This window comes from Streptomyces sp. NPDC047841 (assembly GCF_040704085.1).
Taxonomy (GTDB): domain Bacteria; phylum Actinomycetota; class Actinomycetes; order Streptomycetales; family Streptomycetaceae; genus Streptomyces; species Streptomyces argyrophylli.
The window spans coordinates 20,504-45,946 of record NZ_JBEYRP010000012.1; the positions used below are offsets into that span (position 1 = coordinate 20,504).

25 protein-coding genes are annotated in these 25,443 nt (G+C 71.1%); 11 read left to right on the plus strand and 14 right to left on the minus strand.

What is annotated here, in order from left to right:
• Positions 1–230 precede the first annotated feature (230 nt).
• The 3 genes from AB0947_RS20850 to AB0947_RS20860 are packed head-to-tail and all read left to right on the plus strand — an operon-like array spanning position 231 to position 3,309.
• Positions 231–1,622 (plus strand): extracellular solute-binding protein, encoded by a 1,392-nt coding sequence (locus AB0947_RS20850; RefSeq protein ID WP_366751826.1) that lies wholly within the window; start codon positions 231–233, stop codon positions 1,620–1,622.
• Positions 1,619–2,482, plus strand: a complete 864-nt coding sequence (locus tag AB0947_RS20855; protein ID WP_366751827.1) for a sugar ABC transporter permease — start codon at positions 1,619–1,621, stop codon at positions 2,480–2,482. Before AB0947_RS20850 ends, AB0947_RS20855 begins: the two co-directional genes overlap by 4 nt.
• Complete coding sequence (locus AB0947_RS20860; RefSeq protein ID WP_366751828.1) at positions 2,482–3,309, plus strand: carbohydrate ABC transporter permease; 828 nt, start codon at positions 2,482–2,484, stop codon at positions 3,307–3,309. Before AB0947_RS20855 ends, AB0947_RS20860 begins: the two co-directional genes overlap by 1 nt.
• A gap of 108 nt (positions 3,310–3,417) precedes the next feature.
• Here AB0947_RS20860 and AB0947_RS20865 read toward each other — a convergent pair whose 3' ends face one another.
• Entirely contained in the window at positions 3,418–4,443 is a 1,026-nt protein-coding gene (locus AB0947_RS20865) for an ATP-dependent 6-phosphofructokinase (RefSeq protein WP_366751829.1), read from the minus strand.
• A 192-nt stretch (positions 4,444–4,635) separates the two neighbouring features.
• Here AB0947_RS20865 and pta point away from each other — a divergent pair, with 192 nt between their 5' ends.
• The 3 genes from pta (at position 4,636) to pyk (ending at position 9,461) form a co-directional block, all read left to right on the plus strand.
• Positions 4,636–6,738, plus strand: a complete 2,103-nt coding sequence (pta, locus tag AB0947_RS20870) for a phosphate acetyltransferase (RefSeq protein WP_366751830.1) — start codon at positions 4,636–4,638, stop codon at positions 6,736–6,738.
• A complete protein-coding gene (locus AB0947_RS20875; protein WP_366751831.1) occupies positions 6,735–7,949 on the plus strand; it encodes an acetate kinase in 1,215 nt (404 codons plus the stop codon). Before pta ends, AB0947_RS20875 begins: the two co-directional genes overlap by 4 nt.
• An 84-nt stretch (positions 7,950–8,033) precedes the next feature.
• Positions 8,034–9,461, plus strand: a complete 1,428-nt coding sequence (gene pyk / locus AB0947_RS20880) for a pyruvate kinase (protein ID WP_366751832.1) — start codon at positions 8,034–8,036, stop codon at positions 9,459–9,461.
• A gap of 97 nt (positions 9,462–9,558) precedes the next feature.
• On the opposite strand, the gene AB0947_RS20885 is transcribed toward pyk, so the two are convergent.
• The 4 genes from AB0947_RS20885 to AB0947_RS20900 form a co-directional block, all read right to left on the minus strand.
• Positions 9,559–10,992, minus strand: coding sequence for a hypothetical protein (locus AB0947_RS20885; RefSeq protein ID WP_366751833.1), 1,434 nt, complete (start codon positions 10,990–10,992; stop codon positions 9,559–9,561).
• 94 nt (positions 10,993–11,086) lie between these two features.
• Positions 11,087–11,677, minus strand: coding sequence for a DUF6114 domain-containing protein (locus tag AB0947_RS20890; protein ID WP_366751834.1), 591 nt, complete (start codon positions 11,675–11,677; stop codon positions 11,087–11,089).
• Positions 11,678–11,794: 117 nt separating this feature from the next.
• Positions 11,795–12,433 carry a DUF6230 family protein gene (locus AB0947_RS20895; protein WP_366751835.1) on the minus strand — a complete coding sequence of 213 codons (639 nt, stop codon included), beginning with the start codon at positions 12,431–12,433 and terminating at the stop codon, positions 11,795–11,797.
• A gap of 624 nt (positions 12,434–13,057) precedes the next feature.
• Positions 13,058–14,029 carry a tetratricopeptide repeat protein gene (locus tag AB0947_RS20900; protein ID WP_366751836.1) on the minus strand — a complete coding sequence of 324 codons (972 nt, stop codon included), beginning with the start codon at positions 14,027–14,029 and terminating at the stop codon, positions 13,058–13,060.
• Positions 14,030–14,239: 210 nt separating this feature from the next.
• Here AB0947_RS20900 and AB0947_RS20905 point away from each other — a divergent pair, with 210 nt between their 5' ends.
• Positions 14,240–14,953, plus strand: coding sequence for a TetR/AcrR family transcriptional regulator (locus AB0947_RS20905; RefSeq protein ID WP_366751837.1), 714 nt, complete (start codon positions 14,240–14,242; stop codon positions 14,951–14,953).
• Here the strand turns inward: AB0947_RS20905 and AB0947_RS20910 are convergent.
• From AB0947_RS20910 to AB0947_RS20945, 8 genes are all read right to left on the minus strand, one after another.
• Entirely contained in the window at positions 14,950–16,650 is a 1,701-nt protein-coding gene (locus AB0947_RS20910; RefSeq protein WP_366751838.1) for a methylmalonyl-CoA mutase family protein, read from the minus strand. The two genes, AB0947_RS20905 and AB0947_RS20910, sit on opposite strands and share 4 nt — an antisense overlap.
• Before the next feature lie 75 nt (positions 16,651–16,725).
• Positions 16,726–17,064 carry a DUF3817 domain-containing protein gene (locus AB0947_RS20915; protein WP_366751839.1) on the minus strand — a complete coding sequence of 113 codons (339 nt, stop codon included), beginning with the start codon at positions 17,062–17,064 and terminating at the stop codon, positions 16,726–16,728.
• 42 nt (positions 17,065–17,106) lie between these two features.
• On the minus strand, positions 17,107–17,616 hold the full coding sequence (locus AB0947_RS20920; RefSeq protein ID WP_366751840.1) for a MarR family transcriptional regulator: 510 nt from the start codon (positions 17,614–17,616) through the stop codon (positions 17,107–17,109).
• 169 nt (positions 17,617–17,785) lie between these two features.
• A complete protein-coding gene (locus AB0947_RS20925; RefSeq protein ID WP_366751841.1) occupies positions 17,786–18,436 on the minus strand; it encodes a TetR/AcrR family transcriptional regulator in 651 nt (216 codons plus the stop codon).
• Positions 18,433–19,113, minus strand: coding sequence for a DUF4166 domain-containing protein (locus tag AB0947_RS20930; protein ID WP_366751842.1), 681 nt, complete (start codon positions 19,111–19,113; stop codon positions 18,433–18,435). Before AB0947_RS20930 ends, AB0947_RS20925 begins: the two co-directional genes overlap by 4 nt.
• Positions 19,110–19,862 carry a hypothetical protein gene (locus AB0947_RS20935; protein ID WP_366751843.1) on the minus strand — a complete coding sequence of 251 codons (753 nt, stop codon included), beginning with the start codon at positions 19,860–19,862 and terminating at the stop codon, positions 19,110–19,112. Before AB0947_RS20935 ends, AB0947_RS20930 begins: the two co-directional genes overlap by 4 nt.
• Before the next feature lie 142 nt (positions 19,863–20,004).
• Positions 20,005–20,298 (minus strand): MTH1187 family thiamine-binding protein, encoded by a 294-nt coding sequence (locus tag AB0947_RS20940; protein WP_171152740.1) that lies wholly within the window; start codon positions 20,296–20,298, stop codon positions 20,005–20,007.
• Positions 20,295–20,639, minus strand: coding sequence for a DUF3817 domain-containing protein (locus AB0947_RS20945; RefSeq protein WP_366751845.1), 345 nt, complete (start codon positions 20,637–20,639; stop codon positions 20,295–20,297). Before AB0947_RS20945 ends, AB0947_RS20940 begins: the two co-directional genes overlap by 4 nt.
• 153 nt (positions 20,640–20,792) lie before the next feature.
• Between AB0947_RS20945 and AB0947_RS20950 the strand changes: the two genes are divergently transcribed.
• The 4 genes from AB0947_RS20950 (at position 20,793) to AB0947_RS20965 (ending at position 23,452) form a co-directional block, all read left to right on the plus strand.
• Positions 20,793–21,425, plus strand: coding sequence for an AIM24 family protein (locus AB0947_RS20950; protein ID WP_366752074.1), 633 nt, complete (start codon positions 20,793–20,795; stop codon positions 21,423–21,425).
• Between the two features lies 1 nt (position 21,426).
• Entirely contained in the window at positions 21,427–22,077 is a 651-nt protein-coding gene (locus AB0947_RS20955) for an AIM24 family protein (protein WP_366751846.1), read from the plus strand.
• Positions 22,074–22,883, plus strand: coding sequence for an AIM24 family protein (locus tag AB0947_RS20960; protein ID WP_366751847.1), 810 nt, complete (start codon positions 22,074–22,076; stop codon positions 22,881–22,883). Before AB0947_RS20955 ends, AB0947_RS20960 begins: the two co-directional genes overlap by 4 nt.
• 92 nt (positions 22,884–22,975) lie before the next feature.
• A complete protein-coding gene (locus tag AB0947_RS20965; protein ID WP_366751848.1) occupies positions 22,976–23,452 on the plus strand; it encodes a MarR family transcriptional regulator in 477 nt (158 codons plus the stop codon).
• A gap of 46 nt (positions 23,453–23,498) precedes the next feature.
• On the opposite strand, the gene AB0947_RS20970 is transcribed toward AB0947_RS20965, so the two are convergent.
• A complete protein-coding gene (locus AB0947_RS20970; RefSeq protein WP_366751849.1) occupies positions 23,499–24,770 on the minus strand; it encodes an MFS transporter in 1,272 nt (423 codons plus the stop codon).
• Positions 24,771–25,443 lie beyond the last annotated feature (673 nt).

Consider the following 25,443-nt stretch of genomic DNA (forward strand, 5'->3'; position numbering starts at 1 on the left):
ACCCCGACGGCAACGCCTGCATCGCCGTCTCCGGCCAGGAGGACCGCGCTCTCGGCGATTCCCGCGACGCCCTCCGCGCCCTCATCCGGGAGATCAAGGCCGGGAAGGCGGACCATCTCCTGTAATCCGCCGGGGATCAATCCCGCACACACATTGACCTGACTAGACCACTCCTCTTACCTTCACACGGCAGTCATCTCCGCGCCACCCCCACGTGTGCTCAGGAGGTCATGCCCGTGCGTCCCACCGCCGCCCGCTCCCGCCGCCTCCCCCTCCCCCTCCTCCTCACCGCCGCTCTCGCCGCCACCGCCCTCACCGCCTGCGGCAGCGGTTCCGGCAGCAGCCCGGACACGCTCAAGGTGTCGTACAAGCAGTCCACCGACAACTCGGTCAAGGTGATGGACACCTACCTCGCCGGGATCAAGAAGCAGTTCGAGCACGAGTACCCCGGCAAGAAGGTCGAGTTCGTGCCGATCAAGGCTCCGGACTCGGAGTACTACACCAAGCTCCAGCAGATGCTGCGCTCGCCGAGGACCGCTCCGGACCTCGTCTACGAGGACACCTTCCTCATCAACTCCGACATCACCAGCGGCTACCTGAAGCCGCTCGACCCCTACCTCGCCAAGTGGCCCGACTGGGGACAGTTCATCGGCACCGCGAAGGCCGCGGCCAAGGGGCAGGACGGGAAGACGTACGGCGTCCCGGACGGGACCGACACCCGCGGGCTCTGGTTCGACAAGCGGGTGTTCCGCAAGGCCGGGCTGCCGCTGGACTGGCAGCCGAAGACCTGGGACGACGTCCTCGCCGCCGCCCGGACCATCAAGCGGAAGGTCCCCGGCGTGATCCCGCTCAACGTCTACACCGGCAAGCCGGCCGGCGAACGGGCCACCATGCAGGGCTTCGAGATGCTCCTGTACGGCACGGGCGACGGCACACGGGATCCGCTGTACGACAGCGGCAGCAAGAAGTGGATCACCGGGTCGCGGGCCTTCGAGGACTCCCTCCGCTTCGTGGAGACGGTCTACCGGGACAAGCTCGGCCCCGACGTCTCCGACGCCCTGGACCCGAACTTCAACACCACCGTCAACGGCGAACTGCTGCCCCAGGGCAAACTCGGCATCGCCCTCGACGGCTCCTGGCTGCCGCAGGCCTGGCTGCCGGGCAGCGGGCACGAGTGGCCGGACTGGTCGAAGCAGCTCGGACTCGCGGCCATGCCGACGCAACACGGGCAGGCGCCCGGCAAGGTGAGCATGTCCGGCGGCTGGACCTGGTCCGTCCCGGCCAAGGCGGCCCATCCCGGCCTCGCCTTCGACTTCGTCCGGACGATGCAGACGAAGGACAACGCCCGGAAGTGGTACATCGCCAACTCCGGGATCGCCGTCCGCAAGGACGTCGCCGCCGATCCGAAGTACGCCGGCGCCCAGCCCGGCATCAAGTTCTTCACCGATCTCGTCGCGAGCACGCACTACCGGCCCGCGTACCCGGCGTACCCGAAGGTGTCGACCGCCGTGCAGGAGGCCATGGAGGCGGTCACGACCGGTGACCTGTCCGTGGAGAAGGCGGCGAGCGCGTACGACGCCACGGTCGAGGACGTCACCGGCGGCCAAGTGGTCCGGAGGTGAGGCGCCGGTACCCGGCCGTCCGGGTCCTCCCGGTCGCCCCCGCCCTGGTCCTGCTGCTGCTGTTCCTCGCCGGGCCGATCGCCTACTGCGTCTGGATCGCCTTCACCGACCTCCAGCTGACCGGCCAGGCCCACTCCTCCTTCGTCGGCTTCGCCAACTTCCGCCGGGCGTTCCGGGACGACGCGTTCCTGAACGCCGTCTGGCTCACGCTGGTGTTCACGGTGCTGTCCTCGCTCGTCGGGCAGAACACGCTCGGGCTGGCCCTCGCCGCGCTGATGAAGCGCGCGTCGAAGCCCGTCCGCACCCTCACCGGCGGTGTCGTGGTGACCGCATGGGTGCTGCCGGAGGTGGTCGCCGGGTTCCTGCTCTACGCGTTCTTCCGGCGCGAGGGCACCTTGAACGCGATCCTCCACTGGCTGCACCTGCCCCGCCAGAACTGGCTGTTCACGCTGCCGATCCTCGCGGTGTCCTTCGCCAACGTCTGGCGCGGGACGGCGTTCTCGATGCTGGTGTACTCCGCCGCCCTGGACGAGATCCCCGCCGAGATCACGGAGGCCGCCGAGGTGGACGGGGCCGGCGGCTGGCGGCGGCTGTGGCACATCACGCTGCCGATGATCCGGCGCTCCATCGGCACCAACCTCATGCTCAACACCCTCCAGACGCTCTCCGTCTTCGGGCTGATCTGGGTGATGACCCGGGGCGGGCCCGGCGACCGGAGCCAGACGCTGCCACTGTTCATGTACGAACAGGCCTTCCAGAACAGCATGATCGGCTACGGCACGGCGGTCGCCCTGCTCCTGCTGGTCGTCGGCTCCCTGTTCTCCGTCGTCTATCTGCGGCTGCTGCGGACGGAGGTCTGATGGCCCGCAACCGTGCCTCGCGGCGGATCGCCGCCGACGTCTCGCTGCTGGCGGTGACCGCCGCCTTCGCGCTGCCCCTGGCCTGGGTGCTGCTGTCCGCCGTGGACCCGCACGCCGGCCTGCGGGTCAAGGTCCCCGACGGGCTCACCCTGGCCAACTTCGACGCCGTCCTGACCCCGGACATCACCTACACCCCGCTGCTCAACAGCCTGATCCTGTGCGGGGGCGCGACGGCGCTGACCGTCGGCTGCGCCGCCCTCGCCGCGTATCCGCTGTCCCGGTTCCGGTCCCGGCTGAACCGGCCGTTCCTGCTGACGATCCTGTTCGCGACGAGCCTGCCGATCACGGCGATCATGGTGCCCGTGTACGCCCTGTTCGTGCGGGTGAACCTCATCGACACCCTCCAGGGCACGATCCTCTTCTTCGCCGCCTCCCAACTTCCCTTCGCCATCTGGCTGATGAAGAACTTCATGGACGGCGTGCCGACGGAGCTGGAGGAGGCGGCCTGGACGGACGGGGCCTCGGCGGCGCAGTCCCTCGTCCGGATCGTGCTGCCGCTGATGGGGCCGGGGGTCGCCGTCGTGACCGTGTTCTCGTTCGTGATGATGTGGGGGAACTTCTTCGTCCCGTTCATGCTGCTGCTCACCCCGGAGCAGATGCCGGCGTCCGTGAGCATCAACGACTTCTTCGGCAACCGGGGCATGGTGGCGTACGGCCAGCTCGCCGCGTTCTCGGTGATCTACTCGACGCCGGTGATCCTGCTGTACGTCCTGGTGGCGCGGCGGCTGGGCGGCGGGTTCGCGCTCGGCGGCGCGGTCAAGGGGTGAACCGGAAGGGTGTTGCGCCCGTGCCGCCGGCACGGGCGTGCGCCGGTGTCCGCGCACGCCGGACTCGCCGGCCTGCCGCGCGGTGCGGTGACCAGAGGAGCGGACCCCCTAGAAGACCGACTCCGCCTCGTCCATCCGGTCCTTCGGCACCGTCTTCAGCTCGGTGACGGCCTCCGCCAGCGGCACCATCACGATGTCGGTGCCGCGCAGCGCGGTCATCTTGCCGAAGTCGCCGCGGTGGGCGGCTTCGACGGCGTGCCAGCCGAAGCGGGTGGCGAGGACGCGGTCGTACGCGGTGGGGACACCGCCGCGCTGGACGTGACCGAGGATGACCGGCTTGGCCTCCTTGCCCAGGCGCCGCTCCAGCTCGTACGCCAGCGCGGTGCCGATGCCCTGGAAGCGCTCGTGGCCGTACTGGTCGATGTCGCCCTTGCCGTAGTCCATGGTGCCCTCGGCGGGGTGGGCGCCCTCGGCGACGCAGATGACGGCGAACTTCTTGCCGCGGGCGAACCGCTCCTCGACCATCTTGACCAGGTCGGCGGGGTCGAAGGGGCGCTCGGGCAGGCAGATGCCGTGGGCGCCGGCGGCCATGCCGGACTCCAGGGCGATCCAGCCGGCGTGCCGGCCCATGACCTCCACGACCATCACCCGCTGGTGGGACTCGGCGGTGGTCTTGAGGCGGTCCATGGCCTCCGTCGCCACGCCGACGGCCGTGTCGAAGCCGAAGGTGCGGTCGGTGGAGGAGATGTCGTTGTCGATGGTCTTGGGCACGCCGACGACGGGGAGGCCCGCGTCGGAGAGCATCCGGGCGGCGGTCAGGGTGCCCTCGCCGCCGATCGGGACCAGCGCGTCGATGCCGAACTCCTCGACCATGTCGGCGGCGCCCTCGCACGCCTCGCGCAGCCGGTCGCGCTCCAGCCGGGAGGAGCCGAGGATGGTGCCGCCGCGGGCCAGGATGCCGCTGACCGCGTCCAGGTCGAGGGCGCGGTAGTGACGGTCGAGCAGACCCCGGTAGCCGTCCTCGAAACCGATGACCTCGTCGCCGTACTGCGCCACCGCCCGGTGCACGACCGACCGGATCACGGCGTTCAGGCCGGGGCAGTCGCCGCCTGCGGTGAGAACTCCGATGCGCATCGTGCTGTGTCTCCTGCTCGCTGAGTGTGCCGGTGAGCCGGTGTCGATTCTTTCACGTCCACCGGGCCTGCGAGATCCTGACGGGCGCCTTATCCGTCGGCAGGGGTACTGTCAAGAGGGTTCTGCTCACCTCGGTGAGCGATTTTTATGCCACGAAGGCGACGAAAGCGACATGAGGAACGGAGTGGACACGTGACGCGCAGCGTGTACGTGACCGGGATCGACCGCGGTGACGGACGCCAGGTCGTGGAGCTGGGGGTGATGGAACTCCTGACCCGGCAGGTCGACCGGGTGGGCGTGTTCCGGCCGCTCGTCCACGACGGCCCGGATCGCCTGTTCGAGCTACTGCGGGCCCGGTACCGCCTCGCGCAGGACCCCGCGACCGTCTACGGCATGGACTACCACCAGGCGTCCGCGCTCCAGGCCGAGCAGGGCACCGACGAGCTGGTCTCCGCCCTGGTCGACCGCTTCCACCTGGTGGCCCGGGACTACGACGTGGTCCTCGTCCTCGGCACCGACTACGCCGACACCCAGCTGCCGGACGAACTGTCGCTGAACGCCCGGCTCGCCAACGAGTTCGGCGCCTCGGTCATCCCGGTGGTCGGGGGCCGCGGGCAGTCCGCCGAGTCCGTGCTGGCCGAGACCCGCAACGCCTACCGCGCCTACGACGGCCTCGGCTGCGACGTGCTCGCCATGGTCGCCAACCGGGTGGCCCGCGAGGACCGCGACGAGATCGCCGGGCGGCTCGCGGACCGGCTGCCGGTGCCGACGTACGTGGTCCCCGACGAGCCCGCCCTGTCCGCCCCGACGGTCGCGCAGATCGCCCAGGCGCTCGGCGCGAAGGTGCTCCTCGGTGACGACTCCGGGCTCGCCCGGGACGTGCTGGGCTTCGTCTTCGGCGGCGCGATGCTGCCGAACCTCCTCGGCGCCCTGACCCCGGGCTGCCTGGTCATCACCCCGGGCGACCGCGCCGACCTGGTCGTCGGCTCGCTCGCCGCGCACAGCGCCGGCACCCCGCCGATAGCCGGTGTGCTGCTCACCCTGAACGAGGTGCCGAGCGACGAGATCCTCACCCTCGCCGCCCGCCTCGCCCCCGGCACCCCGGTGCTGTCGGTGTCCGGCAACAGCTTCCCCACCGCCGAGCGGCTGTTCTCCCTGGAGGGCAAGCTGAACGCGGCCACCCCGCGGAAGGCGGAGACCGCGCTCGGCCTGTTCGAGCGGTACGCCGACACCACCGACCTGGCCCGCCGGGTCTCGGCGCCGAGCAGCGACCGGGTCACCCCGATGATGTTCGAGCACAAGCTGCTGGAGCAGGCCCGCGCCGACAAGCGGCGGGTGGTGCTGCCGGAGGGCACCGAGGAGCGGGTGCTGCACGCCGCCGAGGTGCTGCTGCGCCGGGGCGTGTGCGACCTGACCCTGCTCGGCCCGGTCGACCAGATCCGCAAGAAGGCCGCCGACCTCGGCATCGACCTCGGCGACACCCAGCTGATCGACCCGGCCACCTCCGAGCTGCGCGACTCCTTCGCCGAGAAGTACGCGGCCCTGCGCGCCCACAAGGGCGTCACGGTCGAGCTGGCCTACGACGTCGTCTCCGACGTCAACTACTTCGGCACCCTGATGGTCCAGGAGGGCCTGGCCGACGGCATGGTGTCGGGCTCGGTGCACTCGACGGCGGCCACCATCCGGCCCGCCTTCGAGATCATCAAGACCAACCCGGAGGCGTCGATCGTCTCGTCCGTGTTCTTCATGTGCCTGGCCGACAAGGTGCTGGTCTACGGCGACTGCGCGGTCAACCCGGACCCGGACGCCGAACAGCTCGCCGACATCGCCATCCAGTCGGCGACGACGGCCGCGCGGTTCGGCGTGGAGCCGCGGATCGCGATGCTGTCGTACTCCACGGGCACGTCCGGATCGGGCGCCGACGTCGACAAGGTGCGCGAGGCCACCGAGCTGGCCCGCTCGCGCCGGACCGACCTGAAGATCGAGGGCCCGATCCAGTACGACGCGGCCGTCGAGCCGTCCGTCGCCGCCACCAAGCTGCCCGGCTCCGAGGTCGCCGGGCAGGCCAGCGTGCTGATCTTCCCCGACCTCAACACCGGCAACAACACCTACAAGGCCGTGCAGCGCTCGGCCGGCGCGATCGCCGTCGGCCCGGTGCTCCAGGGTCTGCGCAAGCCGGTCAACGACCTGTCCCGGGGCGCGCTCGTCCAGGACATCGTGAACACCGTCGCCATCACGGCGATCCAGGCCCAGGGCCCCGCCCGGAACCCCAGCGAGAAGGCGTCCCAGCAGTGACCTCCCCCACCCGTGTCCTCGTCCTCAACTCCGGTTCCTCGTCGCTGAAGTACCAGCTGCTGGACATGCGGGACAGCAGCCGGCTCGCGGTGGGCCTGGTCGAGCGGATCGGCGAGCAGACCTCCCGCATCGAGCACACCTGCCTCACGGGCGGCGGCACCCGCGAGCACACCGGGCCGATCGCCGACCACGACGCCGCCCTGAAGGCGGTCGCCGAGGAGCTGACCCGGGACGGCCTGGGCCTGGACTCCCCCGAGCTGGCCGCGATCGGGCACCGGGTGGTGCACGGCGGGATGTTCTTCACCGAGCCGACCGTCATCGACGACGAGGTGCTCACCGAGATCGAGCGGCTGATCCCGGTCGCCCCGCTGCACAACCCGGCCAACCTCACCGGCATCCGCACCGCGCGGGCGCTCCGCCCGGACCTGCCCCAGGTCGCCGTCTTCGACACCGCGTTCCACACGACGATGCCGGAGCCGGCGGCGCGCTACGCGATCGACCCGAAGATCGCCGACCGCCACCGCATCCGCCGCTACGGCTTCCACGGCACCTCGCACGCGTACGTCTCGCGTCAGACCGCGCGGCTGCTGGGCAAGGACCCGTCCGAGGTCAACGTGATCGTGCTGCACCTGGGCAACGGCGCGTCCGCCTCCGCGGTCGAGAAGGGCCGGTGCGTGGACACCTCCATGGGACTGACCCCCTTGGAGGGGCTCGTGATGGGTACGCGCTCCGGTGACCTGGACCCGGCCGTCATCTTCCATTTGGCCCGGGTTGGGGATATGTCCATGGACGAGATCGACACTCTTCTCAACAAGAGGAGCGGTCTGTTCGGTCTGTGCGGGGACAACGACATGCGGGAGATCCGCCGCCGGATCGACGAGGGCGACGAAGAGGCCGCGCTCGCCTTCGACATTTACATTCACCGGATCAAGAAGTACATCGGCGCCTATTACGCCGTGCTCGGCACGGTGGACGCGGTGGCCTTCACCGCCGGGGTCGGCGAGAACGCGGCACCGGTGCGGGAGGCGGCGGTCGCGGGCCTGGAGGGCATGGGCCTGGCGGTCGACCCGGAACGGAACGCCGTGCGCGGCGGCGGACCGCGGCTGATTTCGCCGGAGTCCGCCCGGGTGGCGGTCGCGGTGGTGCCGACGGATGAAGAACTGGAGATCGCTACGCAGACCTACGCACTGGTCGGCGGAAAGAACAACTGAATAGCACCTGAGCGGTGTGGCACTCATTTGTATCTTCCGCCAGACGGAATATTCCGTAGCGAAACAAACCGATAGGATCGCCCCATGCGCCGTTCGAAAATCGTCTGTACTCTCGGCCCCGCGGTCGACTCCCACGAGATGCTCGTCGCCATGATCGAGGCGGGCATGAACGTGGCCCGGTTCAACTTCAGCCACGGCACCCACGCCGAGCACCAGGCGCGGTACGACCGCGTCCGGGCCGCCTCCAAGGAGACCGGCCGTCCCATCGGCGTCCTCGCCGACCTCCAGGGCCCGAAGATCCGCCTGGAGACCTTCGCCGAGGGCCCGGTCGAGCTGGAGCGCGGTGACGAGTTCGTCATCACGACCGAGGACGTGCCGGGTGACAAGCACATCTGCGGTACGACGTACAAGGGGCTGCCGGGCGACGTCTCGCGCGGCGACCAGGTCCTGATCAACGACGGCAACGTCGAGCTGAAGGTCGTGGACGTCGAGGGCCCGCGGGTGAAGACGATCGTCATCGAGGGCGGTGTCGTCTCCGACCACAAGGGCATCAACCTGCCCGGCACGGCCGTCAACGTGCCCGCGCTGAGCGACAAGGACGTCGAGGACCTGCGCTTCGCCCTCCGCATGGGCTGCGACCTGGTCGCGCTGTCCTTCGTCCGGGACGCCAAGGACATCCACGACGTCCACCGCGTCATGGACGAGGAGGGGCGCCGCGTCCCCGTCATCGCCAAGGTGGAGAAGCCGCAGGCGGTGGAGAACATGGAGGACGTCGTGATGGCGTTCGACGGCGTGATGGTCGCCCGTGGCGACCTCGCCGTCGAGTACCCGCTCGAGAAGGTCCCCATGGTGCAGAAGCGCCTGATCGAGCTGTGCCGGCGCAACGCCAAGCCGGTGATCGTCGCGACCCAGATGATGGAGTCGATGATCACCAACTCCCGTCCGACCCGCGCCGAGGCCTCCGACGTCGCCAACGCGATCCTGGACGGCGCCGACGCGGTCATGCTGTCGGCCGAGTCGAGCGTGGGCGCGTACCCGGTCGAGACGGTCAAGACCATGTCGAAGATCGTCACCGTGGCCGAGCAGGAGCTGCTCTCCAAGGGCCTGCAGCCGCTCGTCCCCGGCAAGAAGCCGCGTACGCAGGGTGGTTCGGTGGCCCGCGCGGCCGCCGAGATCGCCGACTTCCTCGGCGGCAAGGGCCTGGTCGCCTTCACGCAGTCCGGTGACACCGCGCGCCGGCTCTCCCGCTACCGCGCGATCCAGCCGATCATCGCCTTCACCACGGACGAGGGCACCCGCAACCAGCTCACCCTGAGCTGGGGCGTGGAGTCGCACGTCGTGCCGTTCGTGAACACCACCGACGAGATGGTCGACCTGGTGGACCAGGAGATCGCGCGGCTCGGCCGGTTCGAGACGGGCGACACCCTCATCATCACCGCCGGCTCGCCCCCCGGGGTCCCCGGCACCACCAACATGCTCCGCGTCCACCACCTGGGCACCCAGAGCAAGTGACCCGTCCCGCCAGGGTCTTGTAAGGCACCGAGGGCGCCCCCCGCGACGGGGGGCGCCCTCGGTGTCGTGCGGCTCCCGAACCGGCTTGTACGACCGCTCAGTCGGTCGTGTACACGTGCATGCCGGGCACGTGCAGGTTGCCGCCGAACTGCGCCGCCTGGACCACCTTGACGTTGGTGAAGTAGATCAGCGGGATGTTCAGCGGGGGCGGGCTGTCGGGGCTGAAGGTCACCGGGATCAGCCCGAACAGGTTGCCCGAGATGCTCTCGGTGTACATCACCGTGTCGCCGCCGGTGATGGTGGACGTCGAGCCCTTGGCGGCCTGGACGTGGTACGTCTTGCCCGCCTGCGCGTCCTTCACCGTCTGGTGCAGGTCGCCGATGTCGGTGCCGCCGGAGATGACGTACTTCAGCGCCTTCTTGGTGGTGCCGCCCGCCGTCTTCACCTCGACGATGCCCTGGTAGTCGGCGCCCTTGAGGAGCAGGGAGCTGGCGTTCAGGTACCAGGGGTCGTCCGCCACCAGCACCTTGTTGTCGACGCCGCCCTGGTCGTCCGTGGCCACCGGGCAGTCGTCGGCGGAGGCGGACTCGCTCGCGGACGGGCTCGGCGTGGCCGAACCGGTCGCGTCACCGGCCGTCTTCGCGGCGTCCTTGGCCGTCCTGGAGACGGTTCCGGCGGTGCCGTCGACGGTGCCCTGGACCGTGTCCGTGGCCTTCTTCACCGTGTCCTCGACGCTGCCGGAGGTGCCGCCGGACCCCGTGCCGCCGCCCGGCTTCGTACCCCCGCCGGACCCCGTGTCCCCGCCCGGCTTCGTTCCCCCGCCGGACGGGGTGTCCGTGGACGGGGTGTCCGGGGTCTGCGTGGCGGACTGGGACGCGGACGGTGCCGGGGCCGGCGTCTGCGACGACGTGCCGGAGCCCTTGCCGCCGCCGGTGAGCAGGTCGCCGAGCGTGTCGCCCAGCGTGTCGCCGATGGTGTCGAGGACGGTGCCGCCGCCGCTCCCGGTCTGGGTGGCCGCGTCACCGGCGGTCGTGTCACCGCCGGAACCCGAGCCCGACGACCCGGAGCCCGAGCCCGACGACCCGGAACCCGACGTACCCGAACCCGCCGACCCGGAACCCGAGGAACCGGAGTCCGAGGAGCCGGAGTCCGAGGAGCCGGAGCCCGAACCGGAGCCGGAGGACCCCGAGGTGGCGGTCGGCGCGGGCGTGTTCTCGTCGCCGGAACCTGAATCCGGCGAAGAGGTGCCGCCCGCGTCCTGCGTCTTCCCGCTCCCGGTGGTCTCCGACGGCGACGGCGCGGCCGTCGTGCTCGGGGACGCGGACGGCGACGGCGTGGCCGAGGGGTCCTTGGACCCGTCGGCCAGCGCCTTCACACAGTCCTTGTACTCGTCGGCCGTCAGGCTCTTCGCCGACGTCGACGGGGACGGGCCGCCGTTGTTGTCGGCGAGGGCGAGCGTGGAGGTGAAGCCCATGCCCATGAGCACCGCCGTGGGCATGGCCACCGAGGCTATCGCCTTGCCGGCCGGCATGTGGAACCTGGTGAACAGCGGCTTTCTGGGGGCCGCGTGGCGTGGCCCGGTTCTCGCGCGGGACCCGTCCACGTCGGTCCCGCGGGTCACCTCGTCAGCCGGCACTGTGCCTCCCGTTCGCCCCGTTGGCCGGGCTCGTTCCTGACAGGTCGTTCTCCCACGGCGCCTTGTACGGCCCGGCCGGGGCCGCACCGGCCGCCGGGTCCGTGCCCTGGTGCGGCAGCGGGGCCGCGTCGGGGGCACCGCCCTCGTCCGGGGCGGCCTCGGCCGGCGGCTGCTCCTGCGGGGGCGTGCCCGGCGCCCAGGCCACGGCCAGTGCTCCGCCGACCAGGGCGAGCAGGAAGCCGATGACGAAGCCGCCGAAGTTGGACACGGGGATGGACACCAGCGCCAGCAGGATCGCGGCGACGCCCGCGAAGGTCCGTACGTGCTTCTGGAACCAGAGGCTGAATCCCAGGACGATGAGCAGCACACCGATGATCAGGGACCCGGCTCCCGCGGTGGTCGCCATGGCCAGCGTCAGGTGCCCGAGCTGCAGATGGGCGTACGGGAAGTACATGATCGGAAAGCCGCCGAGCATGACGAACAGACCGGCCCAGAACGGCCGCGTGCCCCGCCAGGCGCGGAACTGCAGCCTCCGGCGGGCGAACTGGCCGGGTACGGCGGCAGGAGTCTCGGCGCTCATGGAAAACAGCTCCCTGGTGCGGCGTTGCTGTGGTGGTGATGTGTGCCGCGTGTGAGGACGCGGCCGGAGTGTGGACGGGCGGGGGCGCCACCGGCTCCCCCGCCCGTCAGCGAGTGCTTAGTAGCACTCCTTGGCACCCGTCGCCAGCGACATCTTCAGGCCGCTGAGCTTGAAGGTTCCGGCGGTGGTCGCCCACGCCGTCTGCTTCACGCCGACCAGCGTGGCCTTGTCGGCCTGCTGGGCGAACCCGTACGGGTTGGCCTGCTCGGCCCCGCCCTTCATGCCCGGACCCTTGGAGGCGTCCTTGGCGGCCACACCGATGTCGATGTTCTCGAACGTGGCGTCGGCGTTCAGGTCGGCGACGTCGATGTAGATGTTGTCGGCCTGGACCTTGTCGGCGCCCGCGCCGCCGGCCCGCAGGATCAGGCTGACGCTGCCGAAGATCGGCACGTCGGGCGTGACCACGGACTGGCACAGGTTGGTGATCTCGGCGTGCTTGAACGCCGAGACGGCCACCGGGTGCGCCGTCTTCTTGCCGTCCAGCGTGTAGCCGCTGTCGATGGCGCCGTACTGCGAGAAGCCGGTGCCGACGAGCTGGTCGGCGGACACCTTGAACGACTGGCCGGACACGCTGAACGAGGCGGCCAGAGCACCCTGCGCGAGGGCGACACCTATACACGCCGTGGCGGCCACGCTGGGCACCATGACCACAGCGAACCGCTTCCATCTGGTCCCGCCACGCACCTGGGACTCCATATTTCCTCCTTCTCGGACGTACATCTCCTGCCCCGGGCTCGCCCCCGAATGAGCGGCTCAGCCGGGCAGGGATGGGAGAAGTGCTACGTCCTCGGGAAGGAGAGCGCCCGCGCTCGGCGGCGCGAACCGCGCCCGAATCACCGGCGATCACCCCCGAGCGACAACCACTGGTCGCGCCTGACACGCATCACGCACAACCCTGCTGGACAGGCTTCGCCGGCCGGCGAAGACCCCCCTGCCCTAGACCCGGCGCCACTGCCGCCGGCTCTGCTCGGTGGGGACCCAGAGTCTCCCGGTGACCCGGCCGGCTGCCGGGGTACGGGAATGGACCGAGCGTCGCCGATCGTGGTGCATTCTCGGCCCTGACACAAGGGGGTTCGTTACTGGCTAGTAACGGCGGGATAACCGGAGGACGACCGACCGGTCTCGGACCGCGACGCTGGGTGCCACCGATGGGCAGAGCAAAGCCGTTGATCCCTGGATGAAACCAGACAGACCAACGGCCTCGATTTACTCGGAGTAACAGCGACCGCCATTACCAAGATTTGGTAAAGCGCGGCCGCCGTGACGCGTGTCGGCGAACCTTTCACCCCGGCATCACATGCCGGGGCGTTTAGGGACTGGTCAGAACAGGGCGCGTGCGAGGGCCCTGCGTGCGCCCACCACGCGCGGGTCCTCCTGGCCCACGACCTCGAACAGCTCCAGCAGCCGGAGGCGTACCGCCTCGCGGTCGTCACCCGCCGTGCGCTGCACGGTCTCGATGAGCCGCCCGAAGGCGTCCTCGACGTGCCCGCCCACCAGGTCCAGGTCGGCGGCGGCGATCTGCGCCTGCGGGTCCTTCGGCTTGTCCGCGGCCTCCTGACGCACCCTCTGCGGGTCCATGCCCTGCACCCGCTGGAGCAACTCGGCCTGCGCCAGGCCCAGTTTGGCCTCCGGGTGAGCCGGGTCGTCGGCCAGCACGCTCTTGTACGCCCGGACGGCCCCGTCCAGGTCGCCGGCGTCCAGCGCCTGCGCGGCGGCGTTCAGCGCGGCGTCGTACGGCCCCTCGGCCACCGCGGTCCGCGGGGCGCCGCCCTGCTCCGCGTCCGGGTCGACGGTCAGGCCGGTCAGACCGAAGCGCTGCTCCGCGACGGCCACCAACTGGTCGAGGGTCTCCCGGATCTGCTGCTCGGCGGCCACCCCCTGGAAGAGCGGCAGCGCCTGGCCCGCCACGACGGCGAACACGGCCGGGATGCCCTGGATCCCGAACTGCTGCATCAGCATCTGGTTGGCGTCGACGTCGATCTTGGCGAGGAGGAAGCGCCCGTTGTACTCGACGGCCAGCCGCTCCAGGACCGGGCTCAGCTGCTTGCAGGGCTGACACCACTCGGCCCAGAAGTCGATGACGACCGGGACTTCGGCGGAGCGCTGCAGGACGTCCCGCTCGAAGCCCGCCTCATCGACGTCGATGACGAGATCGGCCGGGGAGACGGCACTCGTACCGCCCTGCCGGGCCGCTTCGGCGCGCGCCTGCTCCGCCTTGGCCTTGGCCTCCTGGGCCGCCTTCACCGCGGCGAGGTCGACGACACCGCTCATGGACATGTTCCGTGGCTGCATGCGTCTATCCTCCCCCGATCAGGCGCCTGATGGAAAAAAGCGATGTGCGGCGCCGGGTCCCCACCCCACGCCTGGTGGTCGTCGCCCGTGTACGTCCCTCACGAGCTTTCGCTACGACCCGTAGCGTAATGCCTCGTGGGCAGCGCGCGACACCACTCCCCGGTGATCTCCCTCACGACCGCACAGATCCCGCCGGTTATGGTCGGGGGCATGCAGAGCCGCACTCCCGCCAGCCGTACGGGGCGCCCGCGCAGCGCCGCCGCGGACACCGCGATCCTGGCCGCCACCCGGGAGGCTCTGGTCGAACTCGGCTGGTCGAAACTCACCCTGGGGGACGTCGCCACGCGGGCCGGGGTTGCGAAGACGACGCTCTACCGCCGCTGGGCCGGCAAGAACGAGCTGGTCGTGGACGCGGTGGCGGAGCTCTTCGACGAGCTGCAACTCCCCGACCGCGGCAGCCTCGCCGCCGACATCGAGGGCGTCGTCCTGCAGTTCGCGGCCATCCTGGCCCGCCCGGAGGCCAAGAGCGGCCTGATGGCGGTGGTCGCCGAGGCCACCCGCGACGACGCCCTGCGCGAACGCATCCGCGCCTCCATCGTGGACCGCCAGATGCGGCTGGTCCTGGCGGGCCGCGCCCGGGCCCAGCGCCGCGGCGAACTCCCGCCGGAACCGGACCCCGGCGAGTCCGCCCGCACCGTCGACCTGATCTTCGACGTGGTCGCGGGCGCGGTGGTCCACCGCACCCTGGTCAGCGGCAAACCGGCGGACGAGGACTGGGTCCGCAGCTTCACCCGGCTGCTGCTGCCGGGCCTCACGTCCCAGCCGGCCGAGCAGACGGCCACGGCCCCCTCCCGGCCGGCCGGGCACGGGACGAGGGCCCCTTCCCGGCCCGCCGGGCACGGGACGACGGCCGACGGCGCCTAGAAGCCCGCCGGCTCCGTGTACACCCCCCACTCGTCCCGCAGCACCCCGCAGATCTCGCCCAGCGTCGCCTCGGCCCGCACGGCCTCCAGCATCGGCTCGATCATGTTGGCCCCGGACCGGGCCGCGGCGAGCATCGCGTCCAGCGCCCCCCGCACGGCCGCCTCGTCCCGCGCCGCCTTCCGCTCGGCGAGCACCCGCACCTGCTCCCGCTCCACCTCGTGGCTGACCCGCAGGATCTCCAGGTCCCCGGTGACGGACCCGGTGTGGACGTTGACGCCGACGACCTTCTTGTCCCCCTTCTCCAGCGCCTGCTGGTACCGGAAGGCGGACTCCGCGATCTCCCCGGTGAACCACCCGTCCTCGATGCCGCGCAGGATGCCGGACGTGATGGGCCCGATCGGGTGTCGCCCGTCCGGGTGAGCCCGCAGCCCCCGCTCCTTGATCTGCTCGAAGATCTTCTCCGCGTCCGCCTCGATGCGGTCCGTCAGCTGCTCGACGTACCAGGACCCGCCCAGCGGATCGGCGACGTTGGCGACCCCGGTCTCCTCCATCAGCACCTGCTGCGTGCGCAGCGCGATCTCGGCGGCCTGCTCGGAGGGCAGGGCGAGGGTCTCGTCGAGCGCGTTGGTGTGCAGCGAGTTGGTCCCGCCGAGCACGGCCGCCAGCGCCTCCACCGCCGTACGCACCACGTTGTTGTACGGCTGCTGCGCGGTCAGCGAGACACCCGCGGTCTGCGTGTGGAACCGCAGCCACTGCGCCTTCTCGGACTTCGCGCCGTACACGTCCCGCATCCAGCGCGCCCAGATCCGGCGGGCCGCCCGGAACTTGGCGATCTCCTCGAAGAAGTCGACGTGCGCGTCGAAGAAGAAGGACAGGCCGGGCGCGAAGACGTCGACGTCGAGACCGCGGCTGAGGCCCAGCTCGACGTACCCGAACCCGTCCGCCAGCGTGTACGCCAGCTCCTGCGCCGCCGTGGCCCCGGCCTCCCGGATGTGGTACCCGGAGACGGAGAGCGGCTTGTACGCGGGGATTCCCGCCGCGCAGTGCTCCATCAGGTCGCCGATCAGCCGCAGGTGGGGCTCGGGCTGGAACAGCCACTCCTTCTGGGCGATGTACTCCTTGAAGATGTCGGTCTGGAGGGTGCCGTTGAGCACCGCCGGATCGACGCCCTGCCGCTCGGCGGCGACCAGGTACATGCAGAAGACGGGTACGGCGGGCCCGCTGATGGTCATCGAGGTCGTCACATCCCCCAGCGGGATGTCCTTGAACAGCACCTCCATGTCGGCGGCCGAGTCGATGGCGACCCCGCAGTGCCCGACCTCGCCGAGGGAGCGGGGATCGTCGGAGTCCCGCCCCATGAGCGTCGGCATGTCGAAGGCGACGGACAGGCCCCCGCCGCCGGCGGCGAGGATCATCTTGTACCGCTCGTTGGTCTGCTCGGCGTTGCCGAACCCGGCGAACTGCCGGATCGTCCACGTGCGGCCGCGGTAGCCGGTCGGATGGAGCCCGCGCGTGAAGGGGTACTCCCCGGGCCAGCCGATCCGCTCGAATCCCTCGTACGTGTCACCCGGCCGGGGCCCGTACACCGGCTCCACGGGGTCGCCGGAGAGCGTGGTGAAATCCGCGTCGCGCTTGCGCGCGGCGTCGTAGCGGGCCTGCCAGCGTCGGCGGCCCTCCTCGATGGCGTGAGCGTCCATACCCTCGAATTTACTTGGACGTCCTAGTAAATGTCGATGGCAGACCGCCGCACGGCGTCCGTACGGCGGTACCCGCTACGCCTTGGCGACGGCCGGGGCCCCGTCGGCGACCCGGGACTCCAGCTCGCGGCTGATCTTGCGCTCGACGAAGAACGCGGCGGTCGGGATCGTCCCCGCCAGCAGCACCCAGAGCTGGCGGCCGACCGGCATCTTGGCCTTGGAGCCCAGGTCGAACGCGAAGATCAGGTAGACGACGTACAGCCAGCCGTGGGCGATGGCGACGACCCGGGTGAAGTCGGCGGCACCGTCGACGTCCAGCCCGTACTTCGCGATCATGCTCAGGCAGAGCAGCACCAGCAGCACGCCGGTGGTGTAGGCCATGACGCGGTAGCGGGTCAGCACGCTTTTTTTCATGGAGCGAGCGTAACCACCCGTTCCGGGAGATCTTGCCCCGGGTCACCGCTCCTCGAAGTCGTGTGCCGCGATCCGCAGCGGGCGCAGCAGCGCGAAGATCTCCTGGCACTCCTCGGCGTCGTACGCCCCGAGCCCGAAGTCCATGGCCATCAGGTCGTGGGTGGCCGCGTCGACCACCTCGCGCCCCTTGTCGGTGATGACGGCCAGCGTGCCGCGCCCGTCGTTGGGGTTGGGCCGCTTGGCGACCAGCCCGGACCTCACCAGCCGGTCCACCGTGTTCGTCACGGACGTGGGGTGCACCATCAGCCGCTCACCGATCTTGGACATCGGCAGCTCGCCGGCCTTGGAGAAGGTGAGCAGCACCAGCGCCTCGTACCGGGCGAACGTCAGCCCGTACGGCTTGACCACCGCGTCCACCTCGGCGAGCAGGATCTGCTGGGCGCGCATGATCGAGGTGATCGCGGCCATGGACGGCACCTTGCCCCACCGCTGCTTCCAGAGTTCGTCGGCGCGGGCGATGGGGTCGAACGGGAGGCTGAGAGGCTTCGGCACGTCATCAGACCCTACCGGCCGGTCATATGCCGGTCAGCTCCGTCTCGCCTTTCGGTCTCCGGCCGCTCACGAGCGTGTGCCGAGGCCCCCTGGCGGGGCGGCGGACCCGCGCGTACGGCAGGCCGCCACGCGCCCGCACCCGCCCGCGGAACGCCCGCCGCCCGGCCCGTCAGCCGCGCCCGCGGCGCCGCAGATGGTGCCGGACGGCCCGCTGGGCGACCGGGCCCAGGGACTCCACCGCGGCCACGAGCGCACCCAGCTGCTCCAGGGCGTCCAGCGCCGCGTGCGCCCCGGCCTCGTCCACTCCCTCGTACAGCTCGACGCCGACGAACGACGCGGCCACCGCCCGCGCCAGGCCCGCCGGGTCGGCGAACTCGCCGAACGGGGTCGTCGCCAGCACGCGCCGGAGCACCTGCTCGATCTCGGTGATCCACAGCCGCAGTCCGTCGGCCGTCGCCGGACCCAGTGCCGCGTGCGTCGGGGCGCCGGCGAGCAGCTGGCCGAGGAGGGCCACATGGCCGCCGGCCCGCTCGTGCTCATGGATCTCGCGGCCGACGGCGAGGAGCTCGGAGAGCGAGTCCACCGCGGCGAGGCGCTCGCGGTACCGGGCCACGGCCTTCTCCGCGCCGTACCGGCAGGCCGCGGCGAGCAGCTCGTCCACCGATCCGAAGTGGTAGAAGACCAGCGCCTGGTTGACCCCGGCCGCCGCCGCCACCGTGCGGGCCGACGTCTTGGCGATGCCCTGCTCGGTGAGGGTGCGCAGCGCGCCCTCCAGCAGCTTCGCCTTGGTCTCCTGCGCCTTCGCGGTCTCCGGGCTCACGCGCGCGCCTCCTCCCGCACCGGCCGCAGCCCGGCCCGGACCCCACGGGCGCGGACGTCGGTGTACGACGCCGTGAAGGAGCCCTCGTAGCCGAAGAGGGGGCCGAACCAGCGGTTCACCACGCGGACGCGGACCCGGAAGCGGCCGGCCGTCTCGTCGTACGACTCCCGTACCTCGGCCGTGGCGCCGACGAGTTCGGGGACGCGGACGTCCACGGGGCCCTCCCGGAACCGGTGGGCGCCGGAGCGGATGAGCAGGGAGCCGTCGGGCTCGGCGTGGAAGTGCAGGTCGGTGGCGAGGTGCTGGTGGGTGCCGAGGTAGTCGAGGACGCGGTCGCCCCGGGGGCCGAGCACCATCTGGGCGTCGAAGCGGCGGGCGCGGCCGGGCAGGTGGAAGGTGCGCACGAAGCTCACCGTCTCACGCCCGAAGGTGTCCCGGTACGGCACGTTCTCGATCACGAAGGGGACGTTCCGGCCGGCCCTCGGGACCAGGATGTTCCGGGTGGCGCCCAGGGCGAGGAACGGTCTCACGAAGGCCGGTCCGTGCCAGATCCGGTCCATCACGCCCCGGCCGGTGCAGGATTCGCCGCCGGCAAGGCCCACCGAGAAGCGGCGCCGCAGGGCGGGGTGGAGGCGCTGGAACTCCGGTCCCATGGCGGTCTGGAAGATCGAGGTCATCCGTGCTTCTCCAGGGTGCGCAGGAGGCGGGGCGCGCGGGTCCGGGTGGCGGGGGCGCGCAGGCAGCGGCGGGCGGCGGGGGTGCCGGCGAGCGGCGCCTTGAACAGGGCCAGGAAGACACCGAGCAGGAGCAGCAGCGGGCAGAGGAAGGCCAGCGCGTCCGCGAGGGGGCCGGCCGGGCCGGGGAGCGAGCCCCGCCCCAGTCCGGTCAGGCACAGGGCGAGGAGGAGCGCCCGGACGGTCAGTTCCGCCAGCCAGCGGTACAGCGCCCGCTCGGGGGTGATGCCCCGCTCCAGCCAGAGGCGGAGCCGGTCGAAGGACCAGGCGGTGGCCCAGCCCATGAGCGGGCGCAGCACCAGGCGGTCGGCGAGGGCGCCGGGGGCTCCCCAGCGGGGGCGGTAGTCGTAGCCGGTGACGAAGCGGACGCCGTGGGCGTCGGGGACGTAGCGCCAGTAGCCGCTGCCCTCGGCGATCAGGGAGAGCGGGTGCGGGGAGGAGAAGCGCAGGGCGGAGGTGCGGGTGCCGTCGGGGCGTTCCCTCTCGCCGGCGGCCACGCCGGTGCCGGAGACGGTGAGGAACGGCAGCACGCGGGTGGCGTACCGGAAGCGCTGTGGTTCGCCCTCCGCGCGCGGGAGGTACTCGATCTCGGTGAAGCGCAGGTCCCAGCGCCGGTGGCGGGCCGGGTCCTGGGTGCGGGCCCACAGCTCGTCGAGGTCGGCGCGGATGTGCGTCTCTCTGTAGAGACCCATGTGTTCCCCCCACGTGAGCACCGAATTTGAGCGACCGCTCAAATCGTCTGGCGCCGAACGTACACCCTTTTGAGCGATCGCTCAAAGAGGCGTTACGACAAAACCCCGGCCCTGGGGACCGGGGTTCCGACGACGGGTGCGGCTACCGGGCGAGGTGCCGTTCGACGGTCTCCACCTTGGACGTGAGCCCGTCGGTCACCCCGGGGCGGATGTCGGCCTTGAGGACGAGGGAGACGCGCGGGGCGCGGGCCTCGACGGCGGCGACGGCCCGCTTGACGACGTCCATGACCTCGTCCCACTCGCCCTCGACCGAGGTGAACATGGCGTCGGTGCGGTTCGGCAGGCCCGACTCGCGGACCACGCGCACGGCGTCGGCGACGTACTCCCCCACGTCCTCACCGACGCCGAGGGGCGTCACGGAGAAGGCGACGATCATGCGTTCACGACCCCTTCCTGGCGGGCACGGGCGGCGATGACGGCGTCCTCGGCCTCGCGGCGCAGCTTGCGCTCGGCGAAGAAGCCGCCGGTCGGCAGCACCGAGAGGACGAAGTAGAGGGCCGCCGTCCGCAGCGGCCACTTGGCGCGGTTCCAGGCGTCCGCCCAGAAGATCACGTAGAGGACGAAGAGGACGCCGTGGACCGCGCCCATCACGGGGACCGCGTTGAAGTCCGTCGTCCGCTTCAGCACCGAGCAGAGCAGCAGGATCAGGAAGGACACGGCCTCGGGGGCCGAGACCAGCCGGAGACGGCGGAGGGCGGTGGCTGTCTTGATGTCCACGGGTCACCTTCGGTGGGAGAGTCATTTGTGAACGCACGCACAAGCGTTCCCCCATTGTGGCAAACCGCGCCCGTAGGGGTCCGCTCAGGGTGGGTCTCCACCCATGGGCCCTGTTCCGTCCACCCGCCCGGCCGCTACTTTCACAGCGTGGCGATGTTCCGGCTCCAGGGGAGCAAGGTCCTCGCCGTCGACATGACCGGCGACGCCGTCAAGGCGAAGAACGGCTCGATGGTCGCGTACGACGGGCGGATGGCCTTCAAGAAGCTGAGCGGTGGCGGCGAGGGGCTGCGCGGGATGGTGACCCGGCGGCTCACCGGTGAGCAGATGACGGTGATGGAGGTGAAGGGACACGGGACCTGCTGGTTCGCGGACCGTGCGTCGGAGATCAACCTGGTGAGCCTCCAGGGCGACAAGCTCTACTGCGAGGCGGGCAACCTGCTGGCCACGGACGCGGGGCTCAGAACGGGCACGACGTTCACGGGGCTGCGCGGGGCCTCGCAGGGCAACGGCCTGTTCACGACGACCGTGGAGGGCCACGGCCAGGCGGCGATCGTCTCGGACGGGCCGGCGGTCGTGCTCCGGGTCAGCCCGCGGTACCCGCTGATCGTCGACCCGGGCGCCTACGTGGCCCACCAGGGCGACGTCCGGCAGACCTTCCAGTCCGGTGTGACGTTCCGCACGTTCCTCGGGGAGGGCGGCGGCGAGGCCTTCCAGATCCGCTTCGAGGGCGACGGACTGGTGTACGTGCAGCCGAGTGAGCGGAACACGATCGCGGGGGACCTGTGAGATGACCTTCCGTGAGATCAACTCCAAGATGGTCGAGGCGACGGTGGCACCGGGGCAGCGGCTGTTCAGTCAGCGCGGCGCGATGCTCGCCTACAAGGGGGACGTGTCGTTCACGCCCAACGTCCAGGGCGGACAGGGCGGCCTGATGTCCATGATCGGGCGCCGGGTGGCCGGCGAGGCGACCCCGCTGATGACCGTGGAGGGCAGCGGCACGGTGTTCTTCGGGCACGGCGGCCACCACGTCCACGTGATCACCCTCGCCGGTGACACGCTCTACGTCGAGGCCGACCGGCTGCTCGCCTTCGAGGGCACGCTGCGGCAGGGGACGATGTTCATGGGCTCCCAGGGCGGGGTCATGGGCATGGTGCGCGGGCAGGTCACGGGCCAGGGCCTGTTCACGACGACCCTCCAGGGCCAGGGCTCGGTGGCCGTGATGGCGCACGGCGGGGTCTTCGAGATCCCGGTCACCCCGCAGCGCCCGGTCCACGTCGACCCGCAGGCCTACGTCGCCCACCACGGCGACGTCCGCAACAAGCTGTCCGCCGCGCTCGGCTGGCGCGACATGGTGGGCCGGGGCTCCGGCGAGGCCTTCCAGCTGGAGCTGAGCGGCAACGGCACGGTGTACGTCCAGGCGTCGGAGGAGAAGCTGTGAGCACCTACGCGAGCCCGGGCGTCGGGCCCGTCGTGCACGACCCCATGACGCTGCCCGCCGACGACAACGTGAACAAGTACACCTTCTGCGTGGAGCTCAAGGGCGGGCAGTGGTTCCTCCAGAAGGGGAAGATGATCGCCTACTACGGGACGATCGAGTTCAACGGCATCGGGCACGGGCGACTCGACCGACTTGTCCGTACGTCCTTCCATTCGCCACTGCACGCGAGCGACTGGGTCGTGGCCGGGGGCTCCGGCAAGATGCTGCTGGCCGACCGGGCCTTCGACGTCAACTCCTACGACCTGGACGACGGGAACTTGACCATTCGCGCGGGCAACCTGCTTGCTTTTCAGCCAACTCTCGCGCTCAAGCAGTCGATCGTGCCGGGTTTTCTGACCCTTATCGGAACCGGAAAGTTCGTGGCCGCATCTAACGGGCCGGTGGTGTTCATGGAACCTCCGATCCGGGTCGACCCGCAGGCGCTCGTCGGGTGGGCCGACTGCCCGTCCCCGTGCCATCACTACGACCACGGGTACATGACGGGTGTGCTGGGCGGTCTACGTGCGATGACGGGCCTCGGCGGGGTATCCGGGGAGGAGCACCAGTTCGAGTTCGTGGGCGCCGGGACGGTGCTGCTGCAGTCGACGGAGACCCTGATGGCCGAGGGGGCGACGGGAGCCGTTCCTCCCGGACCGGGGGTGCCGGACGGTGGCGGAACGGGGCCGGTCGGACACGGTCAGCAATCGTCTGGCGCACCGCGCCTTCCCGGACAGCTGGGGGACCTCCAGCGTCGCTTCGGGCTGTGAGCGGTAGTCTGCGGAGTGTGACGTCGAACGCGTGCGCACCGTCACACCACCCGAAGTAGTTCGCCATTCAACTTCTTAGGTAGACTTCATTCATGGAGACCGAGACGGCCACGCGCTGGCTGACCGATGCGGAGCAGTGCGCCTGGCGCACCCACCTGGAGGTCAACAGGCTGTTGACGTACCAGCTCGAGAAGGACCTCCAGCCGTTCGGCCTGACGATGAACGACTACGAGATCCTGGTGAACCTGTCCGAGTCGGAAGACGTGCGGATGCGGATGAGCGACCTCGCCTCCGCGACGATGCAGTCCAAGAGCCGGCTCTCGCACCAGATCACGCGCATGGAGAACGCGAACCTGGTGCGCCGGGAGAACTGTGACACGGACCGGCGAGGGCTGTACGCCGTGCTCACGGATCACGGCATGGAGACGATGAAGAAGGTCGCGCCGCACCACGTCGCGTCGGTGCGGCGCCACTTCATCGACCTGCTGTCACCGGACACGCTGATGGAACTCGACAAGGCGCTGAAGCCCATCGCCGAGCATCTGCGGGGGCAGCGGGGGCGTCTGTGATCGAGGCCGGCCGGCCTCGATCACGGTAGCCGGGCGGGGGGCGCGCTCACCGGCGCAGGCCGGACGCCGCGCCCACCCGCACCGCTCCCGCGACACGACTGGCCGCGGCGGCCAGCAGCGTGCATCCGCCCGCCAGGGTGAAGCACACGGGCAGCGGCAGACGGCCGATCACCAGCCCGGCCGCCAACGCCCCGCCCGAGCTTCCCGCGTTCACCGCCATGTTGACCCACGCCCCGGCCTGCGTACGGGCGCTCCGCGGGGCCGACTCGTCGGCCAGCAGGTAGGCCGTCGTCAGGACCGGGGCGATGAACGCTCCCGCGCAGGCCATGGCCGCCGTGAGGGTCCACAGGCCGGGGGCCAGGCCCGCCGCCGCCAGCACCAGACCGAGGCCCGCCGCGAACCGGCACAGGCGGGTCCGGGCGCTCGTGCGCCACCGCACCACCCCGTTGGCCAGGCCGCCCAGCGCGCTGCCCGCCGAGAGCGCGCCCAGGACCCAGGGGACCAGGGCGGGGTCGTAGGAACGTTCCGTGGCGAAGGCCAGCACCAGCAGCTCCACGGCGCTGAGGGCCAGTCCCGCACCCAGCGCCACCACGACCGAGGGCAGCACACCCCGGACCAGAACGGCCCGTGCCCGGCCGGGCTGCGCGCCGGTGACCCCTTCCCCCGCGAGCGGTGCCCCGGCGGCCTCCTCCTTCCGGGGCAACGGGCGCGGGGCGGTCATCGCCGGGGAGGTGACGAAGGCGCACGTGCCCCCGACGTTCAGGGCCGCGCTGAGGAGGATTCCCGCGGCCGGCGGGGCGAAGCCCCCGAGCAGGGCGATCAGGGCCGGTCCTGAGACGTAGAGCAGTTCCTCCGCGACGCCGTCCAGACCGTAGGCGCGCTGCAACAGGTCCCGGTCCGTCACCAGTTCGGACCATAGGGCGCGCATGGTCGGGCCCAGCGGGGGCGCGCAGCCGCCCGCCAGGGCGGCGGTGAGGCCGATCGCGACGGCCGACGCGCCGGGACGCCAGGTCAGGACGGCCAGGACGCCCAGCAGGGCGCCGTACAGCGCGGACATGGGCGGCAGGGCCCGGCGCGGGCCGTGGCGGTCGATCAGGGAGGCCCGCAGCGGCATCAGGAAGACCGTCGTGGCGCCGAAGAGGGAGAGAACGGTGCCGGAGACCGCGTAGGACCCGGTGGCACGGGTGACGGACAGCAGCACCGCCAGCGAGACCGTGCCGTAGGACAGGCGGGCGGCCAGGGCTGCGGTGAAGGTGCGGCGCGCGTTCGGGACGCGCAGGACGGCGGCGTACGAGGGCCGCGAAAGGGGCGTGGACACGCGGGGTTCCTCTGGGAGAGGCGGAAAAAAGGGGCACCGAAGGGCGCGAAGACCGTCTGTCCGGCCCCGCGATCCCGGGTGCGCCCTACGCCAAGGAGAGGAACATGCGGGTCAAGGTAGCAGCGCGATCATCTCTCCGGCGACCCCCGGCACTTATCACGCCCGCGACCGGCTCGCCCGCCGCACGGCACGGGACCCGTGCGCCACTGGGCCCCGCGGCTCGCCGGCACCCCTGCGAACAGCTCGTCCGCCGCACGGGAGTAATCCGGCCCGCCGACGCCGATGCGCCCGGGGCGTTCCGCCCGCCGTCCGCCTCCCCCGGCCGATTCCCCGGACGGAGGCGTCCAGCCCACCGGTGACGATCCGCTCGCCACCTTCAGCCAACGGCCCGCCCGGCCCTTCCCCGCGCGGCAGGCTCCGCCGGTAACCGGCTCGGCTCACCACCGGCCTCGCCCAGCCCGTCCCCGGCACCGGAGGAATGCTCACGGCGCCCGGCCCGCCCCCACACCGGGAGACGGCCGCCCCACCGGCGACGCCACCCCCAGCCGACCGCCCACCCCGCCCGTCGAAACCACCCGCACGGAAGCGAGGCGTCCAGCCCCCGGCGCCCACCCCTCGTGGGCCCAGCTCGCCGCCCAGCCCGTCCCCGGCACCAGAGGCATGCTCACGGCGC

Bases quoted from the DNA above. Each gene is read 5' to 3' on its own strand.
- AB0947_RS20850 (WP_366751826.1), top strand. From the start codon at position 231: ATGCCCGTGCGTCCCACCGCCGCCCGCTCCCGCCGCCTCCCCCTCCCC.
- AB0947_RS20860 (WP_366751828.1), top strand. From the start codon at position 2,482: ATGGCCCGCAACCGTGCCTCGCGGCGGATCGCCGCCGACGTCTCGCTG.
- AB0947_RS20865 (WP_366751829.1), bottom strand. From the start codon at position 4,443: ATGCGCATCGGAGTTCTCACCGCAGGCGGCGACTGCCCCGGCCTGAAC.
- pyk (WP_366751832.1), top strand. From the start codon at position 8,034: ATGCGCCGTTCGAAAATCGTCTGTACTCTCGGCCCCGCGGTCGACTCC.
- AB0947_RS20885 (WP_366751833.1), bottom strand. From the start codon at position 10,992: ATGCCGGCCGGCAAGGCGATAGCCTCGGTGGCCATGCCCACGGCGGTG.
- AB0947_RS20890 (WP_366751834.1), bottom strand. From the start codon at position 11,677: ATGAGCGCCGAGACTCCTGCCGCCGTACCCGGCCAGTTCGCCCGCCGG.
- AB0947_RS20895 (WP_366751835.1), bottom strand. From the start codon at position 12,433: ATGGAGTCCCAGGTGCGTGGCGGGACCAGATGGAAGCGGTTCGCTGTG.
- AB0947_RS20900 (WP_366751836.1), bottom strand. From the start codon at position 14,029: ATGCAGCCACGGAACATGTCCATGAGCGGTGTCGTCGACCTCGCCGCG.
- AB0947_RS20905 (WP_366751837.1), top strand. From the start codon at position 14,240: ATGCAGAGCCGCACTCCCGCCAGCCGTACGGGGCGCCCGCGCAGCGCC.
- AB0947_RS20910 (WP_366751838.1), bottom strand. From the start codon at position 16,650: ATGGACGCTCACGCCATCGAGGAGGGCCGCCGACGCTGGCAGGCCCGC.
- AB0947_RS20915 (WP_366751839.1), bottom strand. From the start codon at position 17,064: ATGAAAAAAAGCGTGCTGACCCGCTACCGCGTCATGGCCTACACCACC.
- AB0947_RS20930 (WP_366751842.1), bottom strand. From the start codon at position 19,113: ATGACCTCGATCTTCCAGACCGCCATGGGACCGGAGTTCCAGCGCCTC.
- AB0947_RS20935 (WP_366751843.1), bottom strand. From the start codon at position 19,862: ATGGGTCTCTACAGAGAGACGCACATCCGCGCCGACCTCGACGAGCTG.
- AB0947_RS20940 (WP_171152740.1), bottom strand. From the start codon at position 20,298: ATGATCGTCGCCTTCTCCGTGACGCCCCTCGGCGTCGGTGAGGACGTG.
- AB0947_RS20950 (WP_366752074.1), top strand. From the start codon at position 20,793: ATGTTCCGGCTCCAGGGGAGCAAGGTCCTCGCCGTCGACATGACCGGC.
- AB0947_RS20955 (WP_366751846.1), top strand. From the start codon at position 21,427: ATGACCTTCCGTGAGATCAACTCCAAGATGGTCGAGGCGACGGTGGCA.
- AB0947_RS20965 (WP_366751848.1), top strand. From the start codon at position 22,976: ATGGAGACCGAGACGGCCACGCGCTGGCTGACCGATGCGGAGCAGTGC.